This window comes from Bacillus sp. FJAT-53060 (genome assembly GCF_037104745.1).
GTDB lineage: Bacteria > Bacillota > Bacilli > Bacillales > Bacillaceae > Bacillus > Bacillus stratosphericus_B.
Genome location: NZ_JBAWSW010000026.1, coordinates 1 through 20,311, shown reverse-complemented (window position 1 = coordinate 20,311; position 20,311 = coordinate 1). Strand labels below are relative to the sequence as shown.

Sequence of the window (20,311 nt, the reverse complement as noted above, 5' to 3'; positions counted from 1 at the left end):
TTCCTCTCACATCAATAAAAGAATCAGTAGTAATCCACTTAAAAAACCGAGGCTTCTCACCATTTTTTCATTTTTCGCTTGGGCGATTTCAGCTTCCTTCTCCTCTGATTCCAAATGTCCTAAAGCAAGCTTGATATACTTTTGCTGAGCAGTGACATCATGCAGACCAAGTGTTTCTCCAAAGTGCTTCAGCGCCTCATATTCGCCTTTTTTCAAAACGGTCTTTTTCCAAACGTCCTCCAGACTTTCATTCCATGCATGCCTCGCAGAAAAGGACCCAACTTTGAGCTTTTCTGCAAATTGCTCAAATAACCGATCCACAGGGGGTCCTACTTGCGACGCAATTTGGTCAGCGGCTCTAGCTAAAGGTGTTTGACCATACATAATTTCAGCTTCAAGAGATTGAAGAGCAAACCGGAGCTGCCGGATTTGCTTAGGCCGGTCGCTGTATCGTTTCGCAAACTCGAAGCCTCCCCATGTCGTAGCCGCAACGATGAAAATAGCACCAATAAGCTTTAACATACGTCCACTCCCCGCCTCCACTTCAGCTCTTGTCCATCTTGGTCATATATTCGTCCAATGGTACCAGGGCCTTTTTTTCTATTTAATTCAACATATCGATCAAACACACGAAGCTCCCATAAAGGTTGAAATGATGGCCGTTTATATAGATCTTCAAGTGAATAGCCATGAGCTGAGACGATAATGGTGACTCCGGCATGAATCGCCTCTAAAAGTGCCTGTACATCCTCTTTTTTTCCAATTTCATCTACAATGATGACTTCTGGACTCATGGACCGAATCATCATCATCAAGCCCTCAGCCTTTGGACACGCATCAAGTACATCAATCCGGTGTCCAAAATGATGCTGAGGCACCCCTCTTATACACCCGGCTATTTCAGAGCGTTCATCGACAATTCCTGTTTTTCTAGCAGTAATGTCTTTTGTTCCTGAACTAGCAACACGCGCAACGTCACGCAGCAATGTTGTTTTTCCCGTTTGCGGAGGACCAATGATGAGTGTATTGCACCAATGTTGTTCATATAAGTAAGGTAGAAAAGGATGGGCAATTCCGAGTTTTTCTTTGGCGATGCGAATATTAAACGAAGAAATATCTCTTAATCCTTTAACGCATCCATTCTCAACGATCACCTTTCCTGCAAGCCCCACTCTGTGTCCGCCAGATATGGTAATATAGCCTTGTTTTAGTTCTTCTTCAAGCGTGTACATGCTGTAATTGCTGAGCCTGCCTAATAGCTGAGACGCATCTTCTCCTGTTGTATGATAGGAAAGAAAGCGCGGCTTTCCTCCTTGTATCAATTCAATCGGACGATCCGTGCGAATGCGGATTTCTTCTATTTGCGCCCATTCCGTTTCTTTTAGCAAGCTGAGTTCTTGTCCAATCGAGTGCGGGAGAATATCCAACAAACTCCGCAACGAATTCCCCTCCTTTTTTTCTTCTCTAAAATGTATGATGCGTGCCGTTAATTATGCTAAGCCATTTCACTTATAAATCCCAACAACAATAAACACGACACCAATGAAAATAAACACAAGCTTTGCATAGGATAACTGCCCTGCAATTTGATAGATTCCAATCGTCATGGTGATAATAAAAATGAGCGGTCCGATGATCGCCAATATACTATTGATGACAACCGCCTTGCGTACATCATTTGTGATTAAAATAAGGATGGCGGCCGTCAGTTCAATGGTTGCAGATAAAAACCTCATGCCTGCCATTGCAGCCACTGACGGGTGTATGCTCGGGAAAAGAAATTGTTTCATATAGAACCTCCAGCTTTTTTTACACTATATGCTTGACTAGCTAGAAGTAGTCTTGTTTTTCAGAAGGAAGAGAGAGGGATGAGAGAATAGAGTGAGGGTTGTCATGACGAAGAGACATATTTTTTTCAATAAAAAAAGACTGTAAACACGAGGTTTACAGTCTTTCTTCGTTCATTACGCTCTTGATACGTAAGAACCGTCAGATGTATTAATCACTAGTTTATCTCCTTGGTTGACAAAGAAAGGAACGTTGACGATTAAACCAGTTTCAGTTTTCGCAGGTTTTGATCCACCTGATGTTGTATCACCTTTAATACCAGGCTCTGTTTCTACTACTTCTAGCTCTACAGTGTTTGGAAGTTCAACTCCAAGTGTCTCAGCACCGTACATCACGATTTGAACGGACATATTTTCAAGCAAGTATTTCAGCTCATCTTTAACTTGTGCTTCGCTTAGTTCAAGCTGCTCGTATGAGCTTGTATCCATGAATACATGCTGGTCACCATTTGCATACAAGTATTGCATTGTTTTTGTTTCAATTTGAGCTTTCGCTACTTTTTCACCTGCACGAAATGTTTTTTCTTGAATAGCACCCGTGCGCAAGTTACGCAGTTTAGAACGAACAAATGCTGCTCCTTTCCCTGGTTTTACGTGTTGGAAATCCACTACACGCCAAATACCGCCGTCCACTTCGATTGTCAGGCCTGTACGAAAATCGTTTACTGAAATCATTTTGTAATCCTCCTACATTTCACCATCATAATATGATAAGTTCTTTCGTTGAGTGGGTCAATCGTTTATTGCCGTCAGCTGTCAGGACAATATCGTCCTCAATTCTCACGCCGCCGACGTTCGGCAAGTATATGCCCGGCTCAACTGTCACAACCATTCCCTCTTCTAACACAACCTCTGAGCGTGAGGAAAGACCAGGCGCTTCATGTACTTCCATACCAAGCCCGTGTCCAGTCGAATGCCCGAAGTATTGACCGTATCCATGCTTTTCAATGATGTCTCGTGTGATGCGATCAGCTTCTTTCCCAGTTAAGCCTGGCTTGATTCTATCCACACCAGCGTTTTCTGCTTCTAATACGATTTGATAAATTTCCTTCAGCTTGTCGCTTGGTGTTCCTACAGCAATCGTTCTTGTCATATCAGAACAATAGCCTTTATAGTAGGCACCGAAATCAAGTGTCACCAAATCACCAAATTCAATCACCTTTTCACTCGCTCTCCCGTGAGGCAGGCTTGAACGAACGCCTGAAGCGACAATCATATCGAATGAAGATCCCTCAGCACCTTCTTTTCTCATGAAAAATTCAAGCTCGTTCATGACCGCAATTTCTGTCAGGCCCGGCTTGATGTAAGTGAGAATATAATCAAAGGCGCGATCTGCTATCTTCGCAGCTTCCTCTAATATCTTAATCTCTTCACTAGACTTAATCAAGCGCAAATTTTCAACTGATTCTGACACAGGAACAAGCTCTACACCGCCTGCTTTATTTGCATACTGCTGGTAAGTGGCAAATGTCATATGATTTTGTTCAAATCCAAGGCGTTTAACCCCAAATTCCTTTGCCGTTTGGACAGCTGTTTCCACAATGTTTCCTTTATGTTCAATGATGTCATAGCCTTTTACTTGGTCCTTGGCTTGCTCAGTGTAGCGAAAATCCGTAATAAAAGCTGCTCGATCTTTTGAGACGACTGAAAGTCCGGCTGATCCAGTAAAGCTGGTCATGTATTGTAAATTAAAGCTGCTCGTAATCACTAGACCATCAATCTCTAATTTGGTTAAAAGTTTTCTTAGTTTTTCAAGTTTCATGATACCGCTCCCCCTTCACTGACTAAATAACGAATCGCCAATTTATACCCTTCTAAACCAAGTCCAACAATTTGACCTTGGCATACTGGTGCAAGAACTGAATGATGGCGGAATTCCTCTCTCTTATGGACATTTGAAATATGTACTTCGATGACAGGTAAAGAAATACTTGCAATGGCATCTCTCAGCGCATAGCTATAGTGGGTAAAAGCACCCGGGTTAAACACGACGCCATCGTACTGATTCTCTGCTTCGTGGAGCGCATCAACCAAATCTCCTTCGTGATTCGATTGAAAGAATGTTAATTGGATACTTCCTCTTTCTGCAAATTGAAACAAATCCGTTTCTAAATCCGTCAGCGTTTTACTTCCGTAAACAGCAGGTTCCCTCTTGCCGAGTCTATTTAAGTTGGGCCCATTCAGTACAAGAAAATGAGGCATAAGATCACTCCTTCACCCTTATTCAATCTATCTCGATATCTGTTTCTTTTTTCTTAGAAACCTTTCGTTTCCAAAAATATTTTATCACATGAATGGGCGATTTACACTTTATTCTGTCTTTTTTCCAAGTGCTCTCGCAAGCTTCTGACTCGTTAATTCAATGTATTCAAATGAAATACTGTACCCAACAAACATGCCATATAAAATATATAGGCAAAATGTCGTGACAATGGTGCTTTGCTGCAAATCTTGTACTTGTTTCACATCTGGGAAAATAGGATTAAATACATAAAAAACAAGTACCCATAAAAGGGCGCCATAAATCAGTCCCATCCAAAACCCTTTGATCCGTTTTAAAAGACCGTAATAAATAAAGGCCGCTCCAATAGATAAAAGACCTAAAAGCACAATACTGATAAAAGTGCCAAGTCCGCCCTTTTTCCATTCTCCGAGCACAAATGGCTGCAAAAGCATATTTGGACTCACTTCTGAAAAATGAAACATATAGGTCAGAAACCCAATAAATCCCCAAAAGACACCACCAACAAAGCCTGTAGCGGCTGCTCTTGCCATCATAGATGACGTTTGCACTGTCTGATTTTTTTCTTCTTGGTTTTTCTTTTCATCACGTTTCATATGAACACCTCCAACAAGTAGTATGTCCAAAATGTCATAAAAAAAAGGATTTCGATGCGTTGGTGTAAAATTTTTATAAAAGGGTATACTGGCTAAAAAGAGGTAGATAGAATTCTAGTAGATAATCGACCTGTGAGCTAGTGATTTCCTCTCATTTCCTGTACAATAAAGGTATAAGGAAATGCATGTAAATTACAGGAAACAGGCAGGTTGATGAAATATGTCCAATCAAACAAAACCTCCAGCATATGGAGGGCAGGCAGTTGTCGAAGGTGTCATGTTTGGAGGTAAAAAGAACTATGTTACAGCGATTCGGCGTAAGGATCAGTCCATTGAATTTATGAAGCTTCCTCGGACCTCCAATAATCGAACCGCCTTTCTCAAGAAGATCCCATTTGTGAGGGGTATTGCTGCACTTGTTGAAGCAAGCGCAAAAGGCAGTAAGCACCTACACTTCTCCAGTGAGCGCTATGACTTAGATCCTTCTGAAGATCATTCTCTTGAAAAAGAACAAAAAGGCTCGAAATTATCGATGATCTTCGGCATTGCTGTGATCGGAGTTCTCTCTCTTCTCTTTAGTAAATTTGTTTTTACCCTAGTACCAGTCTTTTTGGCTGAACTTGTGCGGCCAATCTTTTCAGGAAACTTCGCACAAATAGCCGCTGAAACATTCTTTAAATTGGTCCTTTTGTTAGGCTATATTTACTTTATTTCCATGACCCCTTTAATTAAAAGGGTATTTCAATATCATGGGGCAGAACATAAAGTCATAAACTGCTATGAACAGAATCTTGACATCACAGTGGAAAATGTCCAAAGCCAGTCTCGCTTGCATTATCGATGCGGCAGCAGCTTTATTTTATTCACTGTCATTGTTGGAATGTTCGTCTATTTACTCGTACCGACAGATCCTTTATGGGTGAGAGTTCTGAACCGCTTGGCGCTCATTCCGGTTGTTCTGGGCATTTCATTCGAAGTGCTGCAGCTCACCAATAAACTCAGAGAAGTGCCAGTGCTAAAAGTGCTTGGCTATCCTGGCCTTTGGCTGCAATTGCTCACAACAAAAGAACCTTCTGACGATCAAGTCGAAGTAGCCATTGCAAGTTTTAATGAACTTCTTCGTTTAGAGGAAGCGTCTGAGAAACAAGCGTCAGATTCTGCTCATCAAGTGATCTAACTTATAAATCCGGTAAATTCCTTCGGAGGTGGACAGTTATGAATCGCCGAGTACATCCTGCTTTTACCATTATTTTCGCTTTAGGTATTTTGGGCTTTGTTTATTTACTCACAACGAACCCAGGCAGACTCTTTACGATGCTGCTATCAGTTGTGATCATTGGAGCGGTTGTGTTTTTCCTTTTTAGATGGCTGATGAATCGAAGAACTGGCACAGAAGGCAATCTTTATCGTAAAGCAGTCAAACAATCAAAACGTCGCTACCAGCAGTCTAAACCAAAAACGAAAAGCCAGATGAAAAATCGGGTCACTCATTTGCGAAGCGTGCCGACTGACCACAAGTCTAAGCCCGTCCTTCTCAAAAAGAAAAGCCAAACACATTTGACTGTGATTGAAGGCAAGAAAAACAAAAAGAAGAACCGTGCGTTATTTTAAAATGTCCAGCTTTTTAAAAATTGCTCGGCCTTCTGTCTACCTAGATCGAAAAGCGCCCTTTTCTTTTCTGTCATGAGATGAAAATCAGTGGCAATCACGTGTTCTACAGGAATAAAAATAATATGACGTTCGTGTTTTGTGGCAATATGTCTTTGGTCATGCGCACCACGCATTGTTTCAAAAAGAGCGCCAAACAGTTCAAACGCATTGCGGATGGAGTGTTGAGGGCGTTCTTTTTCGTTTGGGGTTAACGTGACACCAACGAACGGTCTTTTATTCTCTTCAGCAAATAACCAAATTGGAAAATTACTGAGTACTCCACCATCAACAATGGTACAAATTCCTTTTGAAGATTTTAGTTTGACTGGCTCGAAAAAGTACGGCAGGCTGCAGCTCATACGAATGGCTCGTGCAACGGAAAACCGTTCTGGATTTAAGCCATATGAAGGAAGGTCGTCTGGCAGTACGAGGATTTTTCCATTTGTTAAATCAGAAGCGACGATTTTCAACGAATCTTTTTTGAGATCCCCAAATACGGTGACTCCTTTTCTCTTTAAAACGTCTGTGAGCCATTTTTCTAGCCGGTCTCCTTTGTAAAGGCCAAGGCGCCAATAAATGGATACCCATCTAAGCATTTTAAACGGGATGAATTGACACCTGCGGTCAAGCAATTGATGCTCATCCATTTCATCTAAAAGCTCCCGAATCTCCTGACTTGTAAAACCTGCTGCGATCAGTGAAGCAATGATGGCTCCAGCACTTGTACCAGCAAGGCGGACAAATTGACATCCTCTCGCCTCAAGTGCTTCATAGGCACCTGCAAGTGCTGCACCCTTAATGCCTCCACCTGAGAACACACCATCTATTTTCATCAAGGAGCCCCCTTTTTATCATCACTATTAATAGTGTAGGAGCATTTGCTTTCAATTAGAACTTTATTCAAAAAGGACACCCCCAGCATGGGTGTCCTTTTTCTTAAGATTCTTGATTTGTTTGTTCGTTTTTCCTTTGAATCGCTTTCAGATGAATAGATCGCTCTTCGTTCTCTTCAAAGAATTGAACGAGATCACCAATGCGGTCAATACTGTTCCAGCTAAGATGATGTTCAATACCTTCTACATCATCATAAATTTTCTCTTCATCTACACCAATGATTCTTAAAAATTGTTCTAGTAGTTCATGTCTATATACGAGACGTTTTCCAATTTTTTTGCCTTTCGGGGTTAAAATCAGACCACGATATTTCTCATAAATGAGGTATTCATCTTTATCTAGCTTCTGAACCATTTTTGTTACAGAGGAGGGATGGACAGCTAGAGCTTCTGCAATATCAGATACTCTGGCATATCCTTTTTCTTCTATCAGCATATAAATTTGTTCAATATAATCTTCCATACTAGGTGTAGTCATAAAACCCCTCCAAAATGCACCTTTACTTAATAATTATAACAATTCTACACCATCGCCCATTAAAAAACAAGAAGTCTCCATCGTCTTAACGCTTGTAATTCCAATCATCTGAGGCATATTTCGTTTTGGCGAGATGGTGGACACTCGATAATTCTTCATCTGTCAGCTCATAAGGCACAAGCTCGATATTTAATCCTTTTTCAAACCCTCGTTTAAACGCAACACGCGCATCGTCTATCGTACATGTTCGGTCTGAGATTTCATTGATCGCGACCGCCTTGTTTTTAAAGCTCCGCTGCATCCGCTCTCTCACCCGATCGTTTGGATAAAGAAACAAATCGAACAATTTGTCCTCATCAAGATCAATTAAGATCGAGCCATGCTGGAGGATCACACCTTTTTGTCTCGTTTGAGCACTGCCTGCGACTTTTCTGCCTTCTACCACAAGCTCGTACCAGGAAGGGGCATCAAAGCATACAGAAGATCTTGGATTTTTTAAGCTTTCCTTTTCTTTTTCTGTACGAGGAATGGCAAAATACGCATCGAGTCCCAGTTCTTTAAAGCCCTCTAAAATACCTTCTGAAATGACGCGGTATGCCTCGGTCACCGTCGCCGGCATCTCTGGATGCTCTTCTGACACGATAACGCTGTAGGTTAGCTCCTGATCATGAAGAACCCCGCGGCCACCTGTTGGTCTGCGGACAAATCCAAGACCATAGCGTTCTACCGCTTCCATGTTGATTTCTTTTTCAACTTGCTGAAAATACCCAACAGATAATGTCGCCGGATTCCATCCATAAAAACGGATCACAGGCGGGATGAGCTTTTCACTATGCCAATAAAGCAAGGCTTCGTCCATTGCCATGTTAAAGGCAGGATCTTGGTTTCCTGTATCAATAAAACACCATTTCTCTTTTTGCATATAAAAATCCCTTCTCTTTTACGTAGTCAATGTTAGATGATGGTGGCAAGCCACCGGTTTTCTCTCTTCATCAGTCTATCAAATAGGGAAGGAATTGAAAATAATTCTTATCATTTATGATGACAAGTTTCTTTTGCTTTACTATAATAGTATTTGTCTAAAACGTACCATCAGGCAGACGCACTGTGCTGATGCTCAAGAAGGAGTCGAGTCGTATTGCCAATATTCAACTATATCGTCCTCTCACTTTGTGGACTTTTCGTTCTTTATTCCATCGGCAGTTACATTTATCAGCAGCGCATTATGAAAACGCTGACTGAAGCAGAATTTATTAAAGGCTATCGTAAAGCTCAACTCATTGATGTGAGAGAGCCAAATGAGTTTGAAGGCGGGCATATTTTAGGGGCAAGAAACATCCCCCTTTCACAACTAAAGCAGCGAAAAAATGAAATACGTCCTGACAAGCCTGTTTATCTTTATTGCCAAAATAACTTCAGAAGCGGAAAAGCAGCCCAAATTTTACGTAAAAACGGCTGTCGTGAGATTTGTAATTTAAAAGGCGGCTTTAAAAAATGGAGCGGCCGCATCAAAACAAAGAACTAACAAAAAAGACTCTGGGATTTACCGCTCCCTGATATTTTCCCCTTTAAGTAGACAGTGTAAAAAGCCCAATTTTCATAAGCGGCTGTCACACTATACTTGAAGGGGATTTTTTATGGCACATACAGGACAACATTTTCAATACTATACGAAAGAATTTAAGATGAAAGCTGTCAAAATGTACGAAGAATAGAAGCTATCACTCATTATCTGAAGCATCAGGTCTCAGAAGTTCAACTCAGCAAAAAAATTGGGTCAAAGGTCAGATAGAATACTTAAAAAAGCGTTATCCAAATCTTCACGGGGAGGACGGATTTTGAAGACTGCACGGTTTGAAGTTGTTCACGAATTAAAGACCCTTTATCTGTTGACATGGCTGGTGTATCCATGGCGTAAGAATCAAGGGTTTGAATCGAATCATTTTTCTCTCATCTCAAAACACTTCACAAGAGCATAGAAGATTACATTCAATTCTATAATCACGATCGATTCCAGAAAACATTAAACCAGTGTGCTCCGGTAGAATACCGTCACACACTGGCTACTTAGGCTTTTTATATGTGTCTACTTGACAGGAATAAGACCAAAATGTAGGGCTTTTTTATTTTCTCTCAAAAACAAGAACTGGATGACGCGCAGCCTTTGTTTCGTCCATTCGTTTGACAACTGTTGTATGCGGCGCTTCCTGCACCACTTCAGGATTCTCTTCTGCTTCTTTTGCAATCTGAATCATCGCTTCAATGAATGCATCAAGTGTCTCTTTTGATTCCGTTTCAGTTGGTTCGATCATGATACATTCTTCTACATTGAGCGGGAAGTAGATTGTTGGCGGATGATAGCCAAAATCAAGCAATCGTTTGGCAATATCAAGTGTCCGCACACCTAGTTTCTTCTGACGTTTACCTGAAAGAACAAATTCATGCTTACAGTGACGATCAAATGGCAAATCGTAATGAGCACTTAAGCGGCGCATCATATAGTTCGCATTTAACACAGCATGATCTGTTACAGCCTTTAGACCATCTGGGCCCATAGAGCGAATGTAAGCATATGCCCTGACGTTTATACCAAAGTTGCCATAGAACGGCTTGACGCGTCCAATTGATTCTGGACGATCATCGTCAAAATAAAAACGTTCTTCCTTCTTCACAAGCACTGGCTTTGGCAAGTACGGAATCAAATCCTCTTTCACTCCAACTGGACCTGAACCAGGACCTCCGCCTCCGTGTGGCCCGGTAAAGGTTTTATGAAGATTTAAGTGCACCACATCAAATCCCATATCCCCCGGTCTTGCTCTGCTTAAAACGGCATTCAAGTTCGCACCATCATAATAAAGCTTACCGCCAGCTCCATGAACGATTTCAGCCATTTCTAAAATATTTTCTTCAAAAAGACCGAGTGTATTGGGGTTTGTTAGCATGAGAGCAGCTGTTTCTTCATTCACGACACGTCGTAAATCCTCTAAATCAACAAGCCCCTTTTCATCAGATGCAACGGTAATCGTTTCGAATCCAGCCACTGTCGCAGATGCAGGATTCGTTCCATGCGCAGAATCTGGCACGATGACTTTTGTTCGTTTATGATCTCCTCTTGCTTCGTGATACGCACGAATCATCATGAGTCCCGTCCATTCGCCATGCGCTCCTGCCGCGGGCTGTAATGTCACAGCGTCCATTCCCGTTATTTCTTCAAGATGCTCACCAAGGTCATAAAGTAATTCTAATGCCCCTTGCACAGTGTCTGTCTCTTGGAGTGGATGAACCTGGGAGAAGCCTGCAAGACGGGCGACTTTCTCGTTAATCTTTGGATTATATTTCATCGTACAAGAGCCAAGAGGATAAAAACCGGAATCGACCCCATGATTACGTCTTGATAGTGCTGTGTAATGACGCATAATATCAAGCTCAGATACTTCGGGAAGCTCAGCATCCTCATGGCGGATGTACGTTTCATCAAATAAAGCTGGGAGCTCCTCTTCAGGTACATCTATATCAGGTAAGCTATAACCAATTCTTCCTTCTCTGGATAATTCAAAAATAAGCGGCTGATCTTGTTTATTCATGGCGATCCCCCAATTCCTTGATGAACGTATCAATTTCTTCTTTTATTCTTAGCTCTGTCACGGCCACAAGCATGTGCTCCTGGAGCTCTGGATAGTCTCGACCTAAGTCATAGCCACCGATAATCCCTTTTTTAAGCAATCGTTTATTGGCTTCTTTCACAGGCTCATTTAGCTTGATCACGAATTCATTAAAATGGGCTCCTTCTACATCAACCTGTAACCCGTGATTTGCCGCCTGCCTCTTGGCATAATGGGCTTTTTGCACGTTTTGATAGGCAATTTCTTTTATACCCTTTTTTCCAAGTGCCGTCATCGCAACAGAAGCGGCTAATGCATTTAATGCCTGATTGGAACAAATATTTGAAGTCGCTTTATCTCTTCGAATGTGCTGCTCACGCGCTTGAAGGGTGAGCACAAATCCACGAACGCCATTCTCGTCTTCTGTTTGCCCCACTAAACGCCCCGGTACTTTCCTCATTAATTTTTTCTTCACGGCGAAATACCCGCAATGAGGTCCGCCAAATGCAGCCGGGATGCCAAACGGCTGTGCATCACCAACGACAATATCTGCTCCAAGATTTCCTGGCGGCTTCAGTAAACCGAGAGCAAGCGGATTACTTGAGACAATAAACAGGCTTTTTCCTTTATGCGCAATCGGTTCAATGTCTTTTAGCGGTTCAACGACACCGAAAAAGTTTGGATATTGCACAAGGACAGCGGCTGTTTCGTCGCAGACAGCCGCTTCTAATGCAGCTACATCCGTCTGTCCTTTTCGCGCAGGAACCTCGACCACTTCGATATGCTGCCCTTTGGCATATGTTTTTAGCACCGCTCTTGATTCAGGATGAACCGTCTCAGAGACGACAATTCTTTTCTTCTTTGTATGTCCTGCAGCCAGCATCGCCGCTTCAGCTAATGCTGTTCCGCCATCATACATAGAGGAGTTTGCAAGATCCATACCAGTCATCTCAGCGATCATGGTCTGAAACTCAAAGATGGCTTGCAATTCACCCTGCGAAATCTCCGGCTGATAAGGTGTATACGCTGTATAAAATTCAGAACGTGAGATCACATGATCTACAATCACAGGCTGATAATGATCGTACACACCAGCACCAAGAAACGATGCATAGGAAACGGTATCCTTGTTCTTACCAGCAAGACGAGACAGCTCCCGCACAAGCTCTGTTTCAGATGCCGCTTCTTTAATATTGTATGCTCCTTTGAATCTTACTTTCTCTGGGATATCTGAAAAAAGCTCATCAATTGACTGAACGCCAATGACATCCAACATTTCTTTTTGACCTTGCTCTGTTTGCGGCAAATACCTATGCTTCATCCTCTATTCCCCCTGGTTATGTGGCTCTTTTATAAAATGGTGTGGCAACGATTTTGGCTTTTAGACGTTTTTTACGAACTTGCACTTCAACCTCTGTCCCAAGCTGTGCTTGAGATGTTTTGATCAAGGCAAGACCTACATTTTTCTTTAACGTTGGAGATTGTGTACCCGTTGTGACAAATCCAATCTGCTCCTCTCCTGAAAAGACCGGATAGGCTGTCCGCGGAATCCCTTTATCAATCATTTCAATCCCGACAAGCTTACGCTTCGTTCCCTCTTCTTTTTGTTTTTTAAGCACAGCTTTCCCAATAAAGTCTACTTCTTTATCCGTTTTGACAGCAAAACCAATCCCACCCTCTAATGGGGAAATGTCCTTTGTCAACTCCTGACCATAAAGCGGTAGTCTCGCTTCAAACCTTAAGGTATCACGTGCACCAAGCCCACACGGAATAAGTCCTTTTGGCTGACCCGATTCTAATAAAGATGACCAAATATGGACAACATCTTCTGCCAGGCAGTAGATTTCAAAGCCGTCTTCACCTGTGTATCCAGTTCTTGAGACAAGCACCTCTTTTTGAGCGACCTCAGCTTGTGATAGAAACGTAAATGGTTTGAGTGATGTCACCTCTTCATTCGCCACATCCTTTATGATGTCAGCAGCGAGTGGCCCCTGAAGTGCTAACAGGGCGATTTGGTCAGAGACGTTTTTGATTGACACATCATCTTCAATCTGATGGTTCAATAGCCAATTCACATCTTTTTCGATATTTGATGCATTAATAACAAGCAAATAGTTGTTCTTTTCTTTTTGATAGACGAGCAGGTCATCCACCGTCCCGCCATCTTCATAACACATAGCTGTATATAGTGCCTTACCGTCTGAGAGCTTAGACAGATCATTGGTTAATAACCTTTGTAAAAAAGGAAAGGCATCTTGACCTTTGACTTCTACCTCTCCCATGTGAGAGACATCAAAAAGCCCTGCTTTTGTTCTAACAGCTTCATGTTCTTCTTTAATGGAAGAAAATTGGACAGGTAATTCCCAGCCCCCGAAGTCAATGGTTTTTGCCCCAAACGTTTCATACGCATGAAAAAGCGGTGTTCGTTTCAACATTAATCGTTTCCCCCTTTTTTCTTACAGTGCAGAGCACAAGCTGAATTTTCAGAAAAAAATCACAGCAAAAAAGGACAGAGAGCTTCCTTTTATCAAAAAGAAGTCTCTGTCCTTGCACCTGAAAGTTTACAGCACAACATCAATGTGCGTTTTCCCCTTTGGTGGTTTGCTCATAAAAAAGCAAACACTCTCCAGAGTTGCGTCCGGTAAGGGTACTTTTGCCTGAGAGATTCACTGAATCAATTCAGCTTGCTCCTTCGGCGCCTGCCAGTGCAAAATAACCGCCAAGTCTCTCCCCATACCATCATCCGCTCATATTCTTCACATTTATTGGACATACTATCAAAATGGGTGACTTATTATCTAAATCACTTACCAACATCCTACCATTAGAAATGGATAGAGAGCAACAGAAAAATCATTAACATTTTTAAAATAAACATTCAATATCGTTCGTTTTTATTGATATATATAGTCTTTTAAAGACCTCTAAAAAATGAAGCGTTTAAAAACAGAACGATTTTATCATGATCCTACTAGAAAGGCAGGCGATGACATTGAAGATTCAAACGATTTTTGATCAGGATTGGACGAGTGAATTTCAGCAGCGGCTGGCATTAGATGGCCCCTGGGCGAACTGGGAAATGTACCGTTTAGCGACGCAGGTGCAGAAAGTCACAGCAATTGATTCATTCGAGGGCTTACAGGCTCCTGCGCACCTGCCTGCTTTCACTCCTTTAAAACACCAGCTCGAAGTAGCCAGAAGAGTCGTAGAAGAAATGAACGGAAAAGCCATTTTGGCAGATGAAGTGGGCCTTGGGAAAACCATGGAAGCAGGACTCATTATGAAAGAATACATGATTCGTGGACTGGCCCAAAAAATTCTCATTCTCGTACCCGCCTCCCTTGTGTCTCAGTGGGTACAGGAGCTTCGGACGAAATTTTACATTGATGCTGTCGAACAGAAAAAAAGCTATGTGTGGGAGCAGTGTGATGTCGTTGTTTCCTCAATTGATACTGCAAAAAGACAGCCGCATCGAGACACGATTTTATCAATTTCCTATGATATGGTCATTATTGATGAAGCACACAAACTGAAAAACAACAAAACAAAAAACTATGAGTTTGTGAGAAATTTGAATAAAAAGTTTTGCCTGCTGCTCACAGCAACGCCTATCCAAAATCGAATAGGGGAAATTTTTAATCTCGTTTCCCTTCTGAAACCAGGCCATCTAGGAAACGAACATCAGTTTAAAGATATCTTTGCCAAAAAAGACCTGCAGCTAGAAGACCATGACCGCTTAAAACAGTTAGTCAATAAAGTGATGATTCGTAACCGCAGGCAAGACACTGGCATGGAATGGTCAAAAAGACATGTGAAGACGATTTCCATTGATTTCTCTCCGACAGAACAAGCATTATATGATGAAATCTGCAAGCTAAAAGAGAACCCATCTTATACTAAACACATGTTTTCAATTATGACCTTGGAACGAGAATGCTGTTCAAGCCGCGAGGCGGTATATATGACGATCAAAAAAATGCAGGAAGAGGAAAAACATATTCTAGGATCTTCTGCCATCGCGCAAATCATGGAAAAAATCAACCAAGTTGAGCAAAATTCAAAGGCGCTCGAAGTGGTCAAACTCATTCAGCAGTTGAATGAGAAGGTCATTATTTTCACTGAATATCGTGCAACACAAATTTATTTACAATGGTTTCTTCAGAAAAATGGCATCAGCTCAGTTCCTTTTCGAGGTGGTTTTAAACGAAGTAAAAAAGACTGGATGAAAGATTTATTTAGAGAACGGGTTCAAGTGTTAATTGCCACGGAAGCTGGGGGGGAAGGGATCAACCTTCAGTTTTGTAACCAGATCATCAATTATGACCTTCCGTGGAACCCTATGCGTCTAGAACAGCGAATTGGACGTATTCATCGCCTTGGCCAAGAGCGTGATGTCCACATTTACAATATGGCAACGAACGGAACAGTCGAGGAACATATTTTAAAGCTTTTATATGAAAAAATTCAGTTGTTTGAAAACGTCATTGGCGATTTAGATGATATTTTAACCCGGATTGGTATCAAAGAGGCACAAAAAGAATTGCATCATATTCTCTTTCAGCACGAATCTGATGGAGACATGAAAAAGAAATTAACCCAGTTTGCATCGTATTTAACAGAAGCACAAACACCACTTTTAGAAAAAAAGACAGCAAGGCTCATAAAGGAGAGTTGATCAATGGAGCAGCGTGACATTCACACATTTCTTCTCCGTTTCTTTCAGGCGAATCAATGCGACATAATAGAAGAAAGTGCAGGACACCTAACCGTACAGCTGACAATAGATATGGATAAATTGATTATGAACCGTCCTTTTTATTGGCACTGGCTCGAAAAAACTGGTGGTGTACCTGAGCCTAGGCAATTAACCTTAATCACCGATCAAAAAAAAGCTGGCGACACGGTTGAAGGTGAATTTATCCACTTCGGCTCCCCTCGTTTATTTCAAATATTCGAGGCTGTGAAACAGCAAGGAAGATTTATCCGGCTCTACGAAAGAGTGAAACCACTCACAAACAACCAGATCGCACTGGAGCCATGGCTTGGTCTCAATGTGAAAATATCTTACCTGGCAGACTGCAAGAAGGATAAGCTACTATCACTTGGTCTTCATCTGATACGCGGGGAAGTCATAGAACAATTTCAAGATCAGCTGGAAACACGTGAGCTGTCGTCTCAAATCCCTGATTATTGTTTTACAATGAGTACAATGATCAAGCCTGAAAGTGGAGTCAAACGGCTCTATAGCCTAATGGAGCGTTATGCTTATGAGGAACCGGACGATTGGGCGGTGAAAGCTATTCAAAAGTGGAAGGAAGACTCGGAACTTTTAAACCAATTTTATGAAGGGACTTCAGACACATCTGTAGAATATGAAATAGAAAGACAAGCACTCAAAACTTTATACGAACCAAAAATCAGTCTTACGATTGAAAATGGAGGGCTTTTTTACTTACATCAAAAAAGAGGCGGTTAACTCATCGGTCTCCCCCTCTTCATGTTCATGTCACATACAATTTTCGATCAGTCAAGAACAAAGTTTGTCTGTTGTATTGGGCGGAAACATGACGCAAGCAAACTATGAGTTCTTACCACCTGTGTCTTTCCATTTAATGCGTTAGTGCCTGAAATACATGATTCAGTATTTTAGGAGGGTATTTGCATGGAAAAGAAAACGAACATATTAGACAGTGAATGGGTAAAATTATTAAACGAAGCTCGGAAGGCAGGACTAACAGTCGAGGAAGTCCGTCATTTTCTCAAATCAAACAAAAAAGTCCGCTGAGTCTCCCCCTCTGGTAAGAAGTCATTCTATCAAACCTTTCTGAATGTGCTATAATATCGAAAGGAAGGTGATGACATTGATTGGCCAGCGTATTAAACAATACCGCAATGAAAAAGGCTACTCACTATCAGAACTGGCCGAAAAGGCTGGGGTAGCGAAGTCTTATTTAAGTTCAATAGAAAGAAACTTGCAAACAAACCCCTCCATTCAATTTCTTGAAAAAATCTCCGCTGTTCTGGACGTCTCGGTTCATACACTGTTAAACGAAAAAGATGAAACCGAATACGATGGTCAATTAGATAGTGAATGGGAAAAACTAGTTCGAGATGCAATGACATCAGGGGTTTCGAAAAAGCAATTTCGTGAATTTTTAGATTATCAGATCTGGAAAAAAAAGCAATTGGAGGAGTAAAGCGCACGTTTTAGCGCATACTCCTCCAATTGCTATACAGAGCTCGATATCAGTCTAAACACTGGCTTTATTTTTTATCTTCGCTGTGTGCTTTTTCGTTTTCTTTCACGTATCCTTTTTCATTCGTATGCTTTTTGGGGTTGATCGTTAAACCATTCCACTGAGTCGCTTCGAAGGATAGATCAATTTGAATCGCATCGCCCTGGTATTTATTTTGGATATAGTGACCAGCTTTATCCTTCGTCTGGTCATTGACAAATTCAATGATCATTTCCATTTTATCGTAATCAAACGGATTCTTTGGAATGCCGTCATACTCTGGAGCTGTAGTTCCATCAACGGTTGCTACATTAATTTTACCACTTTCATGTAAAAACTTCTTATCAACGGCATGACGAAGCTTTTCAAATGCGGTCTGATCCTGTTTTGACGTTAATTGATGTAAGTCAAGCAGGTTTGCATGGTCTAAAATAATATTTTTTGGATATCCATTTCCACCTTCGGCTCCAACCGTTAGAACACTCACCTGAAATTGGCTGAGGAATTCTTCAGCAGTATTCTTACCGCCATTCATCGAGGAAGTTCCATCTTTAAACTCACTATAATCAAGACTCATCAGCACTTGATTAATCGCAAGTGATCCCTTATTCTCAAAATTAAATTCTTTCCTTATTCGGTCACCAGGTTTTAAGTTCGCAAGGTTGATGGCGCCGGAGTTTTCTTTTGCAGATAAATCCAGTTCTCCTGTAGAGTAGACCGCATTTGCCTTTTCTACATCATTAAACGCAGCCCACGTTCCCCCACCAATTAAAGCAAGGCCTAATGCCCCTGATAATACACCTAAACGAATCGATTTTTTTTTCCCCATGAATGAACCTCCTAATAAATTATTTTATTGAAACCTGATTAGGTTACAATCGAAAATTTACGCTTGTTCCTCTGACATATGTAACTCAGCCGCGTGTTTTCGATGTTTCGCTGCGCCTACAAAATGAAGCGCTGAGTAAACGAGCAACATAATGCCTGGTATTATAAGCAGCAAAGCTGTACCAGCCGAAGTCCCGGCATACGAAAGGAGCTTTCCTGCATAAGGAATGTTCACTCCTGTATACTGAGCAACCACTTGGTTCGCTTTTACCAGCGTACCGTCTTGATACATATTGTGGTCTCCTTTGGTCTCAAAGGCTTTATTTGTTCCATTTCCTTTCTCCCCAACAATTCGGTGGGTCACAAAGGACTGGTCTTGATTCGTTTGAAAAGTGATAATATCCCCTTTTTTGAGCGTCTCAGGTGAAGTCACATGTTTCACCACAATCAAAGAACCAGCAGAGAATTCTGGTTCCATTGAGCCAGATAATACTTGCTTAAATTGATAACCGAAAATTTGAGGATCACCGCCTGTTGTTCTTGATGACAACACGACAATAATACATGCAATCATCATAGTAAACACGATACCGTAAAGAATACTCCCAGTCATTTTCATCCATTTTTTCATATCCTTTCTCCCCTTCGCACAACATATTTTTCTCATTCAGGAGGCCACTCCATTTAGGTCAATTTTTCTTGGCAACGAGAGAGCTGCATATGATTAGACCAAAAGAATGGTTTTTCAGATGCGCCAAATCCTTTAGGATAATAGATTTTAAAGGCATAAATTCCGTTCGTTTTTGCTTTATCTGTCGTTACGATTGTCGTTTCTTCTCTTGAAAGCTTTTGGATAAAACCCTTTTCAAGGATATGGCCGTCTTGTAATGGTGTCTTCTTGCTTTTTACTTTGTGTAATTCCCACATCCATTCAGAGTGTCTCATATGTTGTCCCGTATTTTGCAGTGTCATGCTTAGCTTTTGAGGCGCACAAACTGTTCCTTTGATCATCGTTTGATCTATGAGCTTCAAATGACTTCTATCCCATTTCTTTGGCTGACAATGCTGATCTGTCAGTTCAAAATTTTCACATGTCTTCATAACAAAGCTTGAATGCTCGACATCATTAAAAGAAGCATTAGTAGGTGTGATCAGAAGAGATGTAAAAATCAAACAAATGGCACAAAAGAGTACAAAGAGCGACTGTTTCATTAATTCTTTCAACTCCTTGAACAACTGTTCTTTAAAAAGAACATTTACATTCAGTATAAGGATATACCCATAAAACCCAAAACCCCAAATCAGTCCATTTTGTTCTTAAACAAGAACCTTTACGGGAAAATTCTTTAATTTTCTCATTCTCTCTCCATATTCATATTTTTTTCCATGACATTTATACTTATTAAAAATTTACATAAAAGTGTAGGATTTGGTCAGGATAATAATTGGTGAGGTGATGTTAATTGAAATATGGAAGAATCATGATCATACTCAGTTTACTGTTGGGTCCTATGATACAAGACGCCAAAATCACGGATGCGAGAGTATTCAGTATTGCCACTGATCAATGGGAAACGAGGGCAGTCAAAGAAGCAAAGAAAAGATACCCGTTAGCTCATGTTTTATTTAAACAAAAAGTATGGGACCGGCATCGGGAGAAAGAATCTGTGAAACAATATCATATTACGTTAAAAGATCATTCAAAAGAATTTGGAGTATTTGTCACCATTTCCTATAATCCTTACTCAAACAAGGTCAATAAAGTGATTGTCGTTGAAGAATACAGCTAAATGGCAAAAAAAACCGCCTGCTTGGTCTTATCCCTGTCAAGTAGACAATTATAAAAAGCCTAACCTGCCAGTGTGTGACGGTATTCTACCGGAGCACACTGGTTTAATTTTTTCTGGAATCGATCGTGATTATAGAATTGAATGTAATC

Annotated in this window: 25 protein-coding genes, 1 pseudogene and 2 riboswitches; of the genes and pseudogenes, 9 read left to right on the top strand and 17 right to left on the bottom strand. The window is 41.1% G+C overall.

Annotated elements, in window-relative coordinates:
- Nucleotides 1–6: 6 nt before the first annotated feature.
- The 7 genes from spoIIIAB to WAX46_RS10650 form a co-directional block, all read right to left on the bottom strand.
- The gene (gene spoIIIAB, locus WAX46_RS10680) at nt 7–522 is read right to left on the bottom strand and encodes a stage III sporulation protein SpoIIIAB (RefSeq protein WP_226568288.1); all 516 of its coding nucleotides are present in this window, start codon (nt 520–522) and stop codon (nt 7–9) included.
- Nucleotides 516–1,439 carry a stage III sporulation protein AA gene (gene spoIIIAA / locus WAX46_RS10675; RefSeq protein ID WP_336493909.1) on the bottom strand — a complete coding sequence of 308 codons (924 nt, stop codon included), beginning with the start codon at nt 1,437–1,439 and terminating at the stop codon, nt 516–518. Before spoIIIAA ends, spoIIIAB begins: the two co-directional genes overlap by 7 nt.
- Nucleotides 1,440–1,505: 66 nt before the next feature.
- A complete protein-coding gene (locus tag WAX46_RS10670) occupies nt 1,506–1,790 on the bottom strand; it encodes a YqhV family protein (protein WP_226568290.1) in 285 nt (94 codons plus the stop codon).
- A gap of 174 nt (nt 1,791–1,964) precedes the next feature.
- Complete coding sequence (gene efp / locus WAX46_RS10665) at nt 1,965–2,522, bottom strand: elongation factor P (RefSeq protein WP_226568291.1); 558 nt, start codon at nt 2,520–2,522, stop codon at nt 1,965–1,967.
- 25 nt (nt 2,523–2,547) lie between these two features.
- Entirely contained in the window at nt 2,548–3,609 is a 1,062-nt protein-coding gene (locus tag WAX46_RS10660; protein ID WP_226568292.1) for a M24 family metallopeptidase, read from the bottom strand.
- Nucleotides 3,606–4,049, bottom strand: coding sequence for a type II 3-dehydroquinate dehydratase (gene aroQ / locus WAX46_RS10655; protein WP_226568293.1), 444 nt, complete (start codon nt 4,047–4,049; stop codon nt 3,606–3,608). Before aroQ ends, WAX46_RS10660 begins: the two co-directional genes overlap by 4 nt.
- A 108-nt stretch (nt 4,050–4,157) precedes the next feature.
- Complete coding sequence (locus tag WAX46_RS10650; protein ID WP_336493906.1) at nt 4,158–4,685, bottom strand: YqhR family membrane protein; 528 nt, start codon at nt 4,683–4,685, stop codon at nt 4,158–4,160.
- Nucleotides 4,686–4,905: 220 nt separating this feature from the next.
- On the opposite strand from WAX46_RS10650, the gene WAX46_RS10645 reads away from it, so the two are divergent.
- Both WAX46_RS10645 and WAX46_RS10640 read left to right on the top strand, forming a co-directional pair.
- Complete coding sequence (locus WAX46_RS10645; RefSeq protein ID WP_226568295.1) at nt 4,906–5,862, top strand: DUF1385 domain-containing protein; 957 nt, start codon at nt 4,906–4,908, stop codon at nt 5,860–5,862.
- A 38-nt stretch (nt 5,863–5,900) separates the two neighbouring features.
- Nucleotides 5,901–6,296, top strand: a complete 396-nt coding sequence (locus WAX46_RS10640; protein ID WP_226568296.1) for an SA1362 family protein — start codon at nt 5,901–5,903, stop codon at nt 6,294–6,296.
- Here the strand turns inward: WAX46_RS10640 and WAX46_RS10635 are convergent.
- From WAX46_RS10635 to WAX46_RS10625, 3 genes are all read right to left on the bottom strand, one after another.
- Nucleotides 6,293–7,168 carry a patatin-like phospholipase family protein gene (locus WAX46_RS10635; RefSeq protein WP_226568297.1) on the bottom strand — a complete coding sequence of 292 codons (876 nt, stop codon included), beginning with the start codon at nt 7,166–7,168 and terminating at the stop codon, nt 6,293–6,295. The two genes, WAX46_RS10640 and WAX46_RS10635, sit on opposite strands and share 4 nt — an antisense overlap.
- Before the next feature lie 103 nt (nt 7,169–7,271).
- Nucleotides 7,272–7,706 carry a transcriptional regulator MntR gene (gene mntR / locus WAX46_RS10630; RefSeq protein ID WP_226568298.1) on the bottom strand — a complete coding sequence of 145 codons (435 nt, stop codon included), beginning with the start codon at nt 7,704–7,706 and terminating at the stop codon, nt 7,272–7,274.
- An 85-nt stretch (nt 7,707–7,791) separates the two neighbouring features.
- A complete protein-coding gene (locus WAX46_RS10625; protein ID WP_226568299.1) occupies nt 7,792–8,628 on the bottom strand; it encodes a lipoate--protein ligase family protein in 837 nt (278 codons plus the stop codon).
- A 222-nt stretch (nt 8,629–8,850) separates the two neighbouring features.
- Between WAX46_RS10625 and WAX46_RS10620 the strand changes: the two genes are divergently transcribed.
- Together WAX46_RS10620 and WAX46_RS15860 are read left to right on the top strand one after the other, a co-directional pair.
- Nucleotides 8,851–9,231 (top strand): rhodanese-like domain-containing protein, encoded by a 381-nt coding sequence (locus WAX46_RS10620; RefSeq protein WP_226568311.1) that lies wholly within the window; start codon nt 8,851–8,853, stop codon nt 9,229–9,231.
- A gap of 408 nt (nt 9,232–9,639) precedes the next feature.
- Nucleotides 9,640–9,777 (top strand): annotated as a pseudogene (locus tag WAX46_RS15860) (IS3 family transposase); the annotation flags it as partial.
- Between the two features lie 52 nt (nt 9,778–9,829).
- Here the strand turns inward: WAX46_RS15860 and gcvPB are convergent.
- From gcvPB to gcvT, 3 genes are read right to left on the bottom strand one after another with little or no spacing between them, the layout of a single operon-like run.
- The gene (gene gcvPB, locus WAX46_RS10615) at nt 9,830–11,290 is read right to left on the bottom strand and encodes an aminomethyl-transferring glycine dehydrogenase subunit GcvPB (protein WP_336493901.1); all 1,461 of its coding nucleotides are present in this window, start codon (nt 11,288–11,290) and stop codon (nt 9,830–9,832) included.
- Nucleotides 11,283–12,629 (bottom strand): aminomethyl-transferring glycine dehydrogenase subunit GcvPA, encoded by a 1,347-nt coding sequence (gene gcvPA, locus WAX46_RS10610; protein ID WP_226568301.1) that lies wholly within the window; start codon nt 12,627–12,629, stop codon nt 11,283–11,285. Before gcvPA ends, gcvPB begins: the two co-directional genes overlap by 8 nt.
- A gap of 16 nt (nt 12,630–12,645) precedes the next feature.
- Nucleotides 12,646–13,743, bottom strand: a complete 1,098-nt coding sequence (gcvT, locus tag WAX46_RS10605; RefSeq protein ID WP_226568302.1) for a glycine cleavage system aminomethyltransferase GcvT — start codon at nt 13,741–13,743, stop codon at nt 12,646–12,648.
- Between the two features lie 104 nt (nt 13,744–13,847).
- A riboswitch (glycine riboswitch) is annotated at nt 13,848–13,940 on the bottom strand.
- 3 nt (nt 13,941–13,943) lie between these two features.
- A riboswitch (glycine riboswitch) is annotated at nt 13,944–14,051 on the bottom strand.
- Between the two features lie 249 nt (nt 14,052–14,300).
- On the opposite strand from gcvT, the gene WAX46_RS10600 reads away from it, so the two are divergent.
- The 4 genes from WAX46_RS10600 to sinR all read left to right on the top strand — a co-directional run bounded on the left by WAX46_RS10600 (nt 14,301) and on the right by sinR (nt 17,505).
- Nucleotides 14,301–15,983 carry a DEAD/DEAH box helicase gene (locus WAX46_RS10600; protein ID WP_336493927.1) on the top strand — a complete coding sequence of 561 codons (1,683 nt, stop codon included), beginning with the start codon at nt 14,301–14,303 and terminating at the stop codon, nt 15,981–15,983.
- Nucleotides 15,984–15,986: 3 nt separating this feature from the next.
- Nucleotides 15,987–16,784, top strand: coding sequence for a YqhG family protein (locus tag WAX46_RS10595; RefSeq protein WP_336493898.1), 798 nt, complete (start codon nt 15,987–15,989; stop codon nt 16,782–16,784).
- A 186-nt stretch (nt 16,785–16,970) separates the two neighbouring features.
- Nucleotides 16,971–17,093 (top strand): anti-repressor SinI family protein, encoded by a 123-nt coding sequence (locus WAX46_RS10590; protein ID WP_226568304.1) that lies wholly within the window; start codon nt 16,971–16,973, stop codon nt 17,091–17,093.
- Nucleotides 17,094–17,169: 76 nt separating this feature from the next.
- Entirely contained in the window at nt 17,170–17,505 is a 336-nt protein-coding gene (sinR, locus tag WAX46_RS10585) for a transcriptional regulator SinR (RefSeq protein ID WP_226568305.1), read from the top strand.
- A gap of 67 nt (nt 17,506–17,572) precedes the next feature.
- On the opposite strand, the gene tasA is transcribed toward sinR, so the two are convergent.
- The 3 genes from tasA to tapA are packed head-to-tail and all read right to left on the bottom strand — an operon-like array spanning nt 17,573 to nt 19,584.
- Entirely contained in the window at nt 17,573–18,373 is an 801-nt protein-coding gene (gene tasA / locus WAX46_RS10580) for a biofilm matrix protein TasA (protein ID WP_226568306.1), read from the bottom strand.
- Between the two features lie 57 nt (nt 18,374–18,430).
- Nucleotides 18,431–19,003 carry a signal peptidase I SipW gene (gene sipW, locus WAX46_RS10575; RefSeq protein WP_226568307.1) on the bottom strand — a complete coding sequence of 191 codons (573 nt, stop codon included), beginning with the start codon at nt 19,001–19,003 and terminating at the stop codon, nt 18,431–18,433.
- Nucleotides 19,004–19,056: 53 nt separating this feature from the next.
- Nucleotides 19,057–19,584 (bottom strand): amyloid fiber anchoring/assembly protein TapA, encoded by a 528-nt coding sequence (gene tapA, locus WAX46_RS10570; RefSeq protein WP_336493893.1) that lies wholly within the window; start codon nt 19,582–19,584, stop codon nt 19,057–19,059.
- A 299-nt stretch (nt 19,585–19,883) separates the two neighbouring features.
- Here tapA and WAX46_RS10565 point away from each other — a divergent pair, with 299 nt between their 5' ends.
- The gene (locus WAX46_RS10565) at nt 19,884–20,162 is read left to right on the top strand and encodes a DUF3889 domain-containing protein (protein WP_226568314.1); all 279 of its coding nucleotides are present in this window, start codon (nt 19,884–19,886) and stop codon (nt 20,160–20,162) included.
- A 59-nt stretch (nt 20,163–20,221) separates the two neighbouring features.
- Here the strand turns inward: WAX46_RS10565 and WAX46_RS15855 are convergent, their stop codons facing one another.
- On the bottom strand, nt 20,222–20,305 hold the full coding sequence (locus WAX46_RS15855; RefSeq protein ID WP_426853288.1) for an IS3 family transposase: 84 nt from the start codon (nt 20,303–20,305) through the stop codon (nt 20,222–20,224).
- Nucleotides 20,306–20,311: the final 6 nt, after the last annotated feature.

Excerpts from the sequence above, each read along its gene's own strand:
- spoIIIAB (WP_226568288.1), bottom strand. The coding sequence starts at position 522 with ATGTTAAAGCTTATTGGTGCTATTTTCATCGTTGCGGCTACGACATGG.
- WAX46_RS10670 (WP_226568290.1), bottom strand. The coding sequence starts at position 1,790 with ATGAAACAATTTCTTTTCCCGAGCATACACCCGTCAGTGGCTGCAATG.
- efp (WP_226568291.1), bottom strand. The coding sequence starts at position 2,522 with ATGATTTCAGTAAACGATTTTCGTACAGGCCTGACAATCGAAGTGGAC.
- WAX46_RS10660 (WP_226568292.1), bottom strand. The coding sequence starts at position 3,609 with ATGAAACTTGAAAAACTAAGAAAACTTTTAACCAAATTAGAGATTGAT.
- aroQ (WP_226568293.1), bottom strand. The coding sequence starts at position 4,049 with ATGCCTCATTTTCTTGTACTGAATGGGCCCAACTTAAATAGACTCGGC.
- WAX46_RS10650 (WP_336493906.1), bottom strand. The coding sequence starts at position 4,685 with ATGAAACGTGATGAAAAGAAAAACCAAGAAGAAAAAAATCAGACAGTG.
- WAX46_RS10645 (WP_226568295.1), top strand. The coding sequence starts at position 4,906 with ATGTCCAATCAAACAAAACCTCCAGCATATGGAGGGCAGGCAGTTGTC.
- WAX46_RS10640 (WP_226568296.1), top strand. The coding sequence starts at position 5,901 with ATGAATCGCCGAGTACATCCTGCTTTTACCATTATTTTCGCTTTAGGT.
- WAX46_RS10635 (WP_226568297.1), bottom strand. The coding sequence starts at position 7,168 with ATGAAAATAGATGGTGTGTTCTCAGGTGGAGGCATTAAGGGTGCAGCA.
- mntR (WP_226568298.1), bottom strand. The coding sequence starts at position 7,706 with ATGACTACACCTAGTATGGAAGATTATATTGAACAAATTTATATGCTG.
- WAX46_RS10625 (WP_226568299.1), bottom strand. The coding sequence starts at position 8,628 with ATGCAAAAAGAGAAATGGTGTTTTATTGATACAGGAAACCAAGATCCT.
- gcvPB (WP_336493901.1), bottom strand. The coding sequence starts at position 11,290 with ATGAATAAACAAGATCAGCCGCTTATTTTTGAATTATCCAGAGAAGGA.
- gcvPA (WP_226568301.1), bottom strand. The coding sequence starts at position 12,629 with ATGAAGCATAGGTATTTGCCGCAAACAGAGCAAGGTCAAAAAGAAATG.
- gcvT (WP_226568302.1), bottom strand. The coding sequence starts at position 13,743 with ATGTTGAAACGAACACCGCTTTTTCATGCGTATGAAACGTTTGGGGCA.
- WAX46_RS10595 (WP_336493898.1), top strand. The coding sequence starts at position 15,987 with ATGGAGCAGCGTGACATTCACACATTTCTTCTCCGTTTCTTTCAGGCG.
- WAX46_RS10590 (WP_226568304.1), top strand. The coding sequence starts at position 16,971 with ATGGAAAAGAAAACGAACATATTAGACAGTGAATGGGTAAAATTATTA.
- tasA (WP_226568306.1), bottom strand. The coding sequence starts at position 18,373 with ATGGGGAAAAAAAAATCGATTCGTTTAGGTGTATTATCAGGGGCATTA.
- sipW (WP_226568307.1), bottom strand. The coding sequence starts at position 19,003 with ATGAAAAAATGGATGAAAATGACTGGGAGTATTCTTTACGGTATCGTG.
- tapA (WP_336493893.1), bottom strand. The coding sequence starts at position 19,584 with ATGAAACAGTCGCTCTTTGTACTCTTTTGTGCCATTTGTTTGATTTTT.
- WAX46_RS10565 (WP_226568314.1), top strand. The coding sequence starts at position 19,884 with ATGATACAAGACGCCAAAATCACGGATGCGAGAGTATTCAGTATTGCC.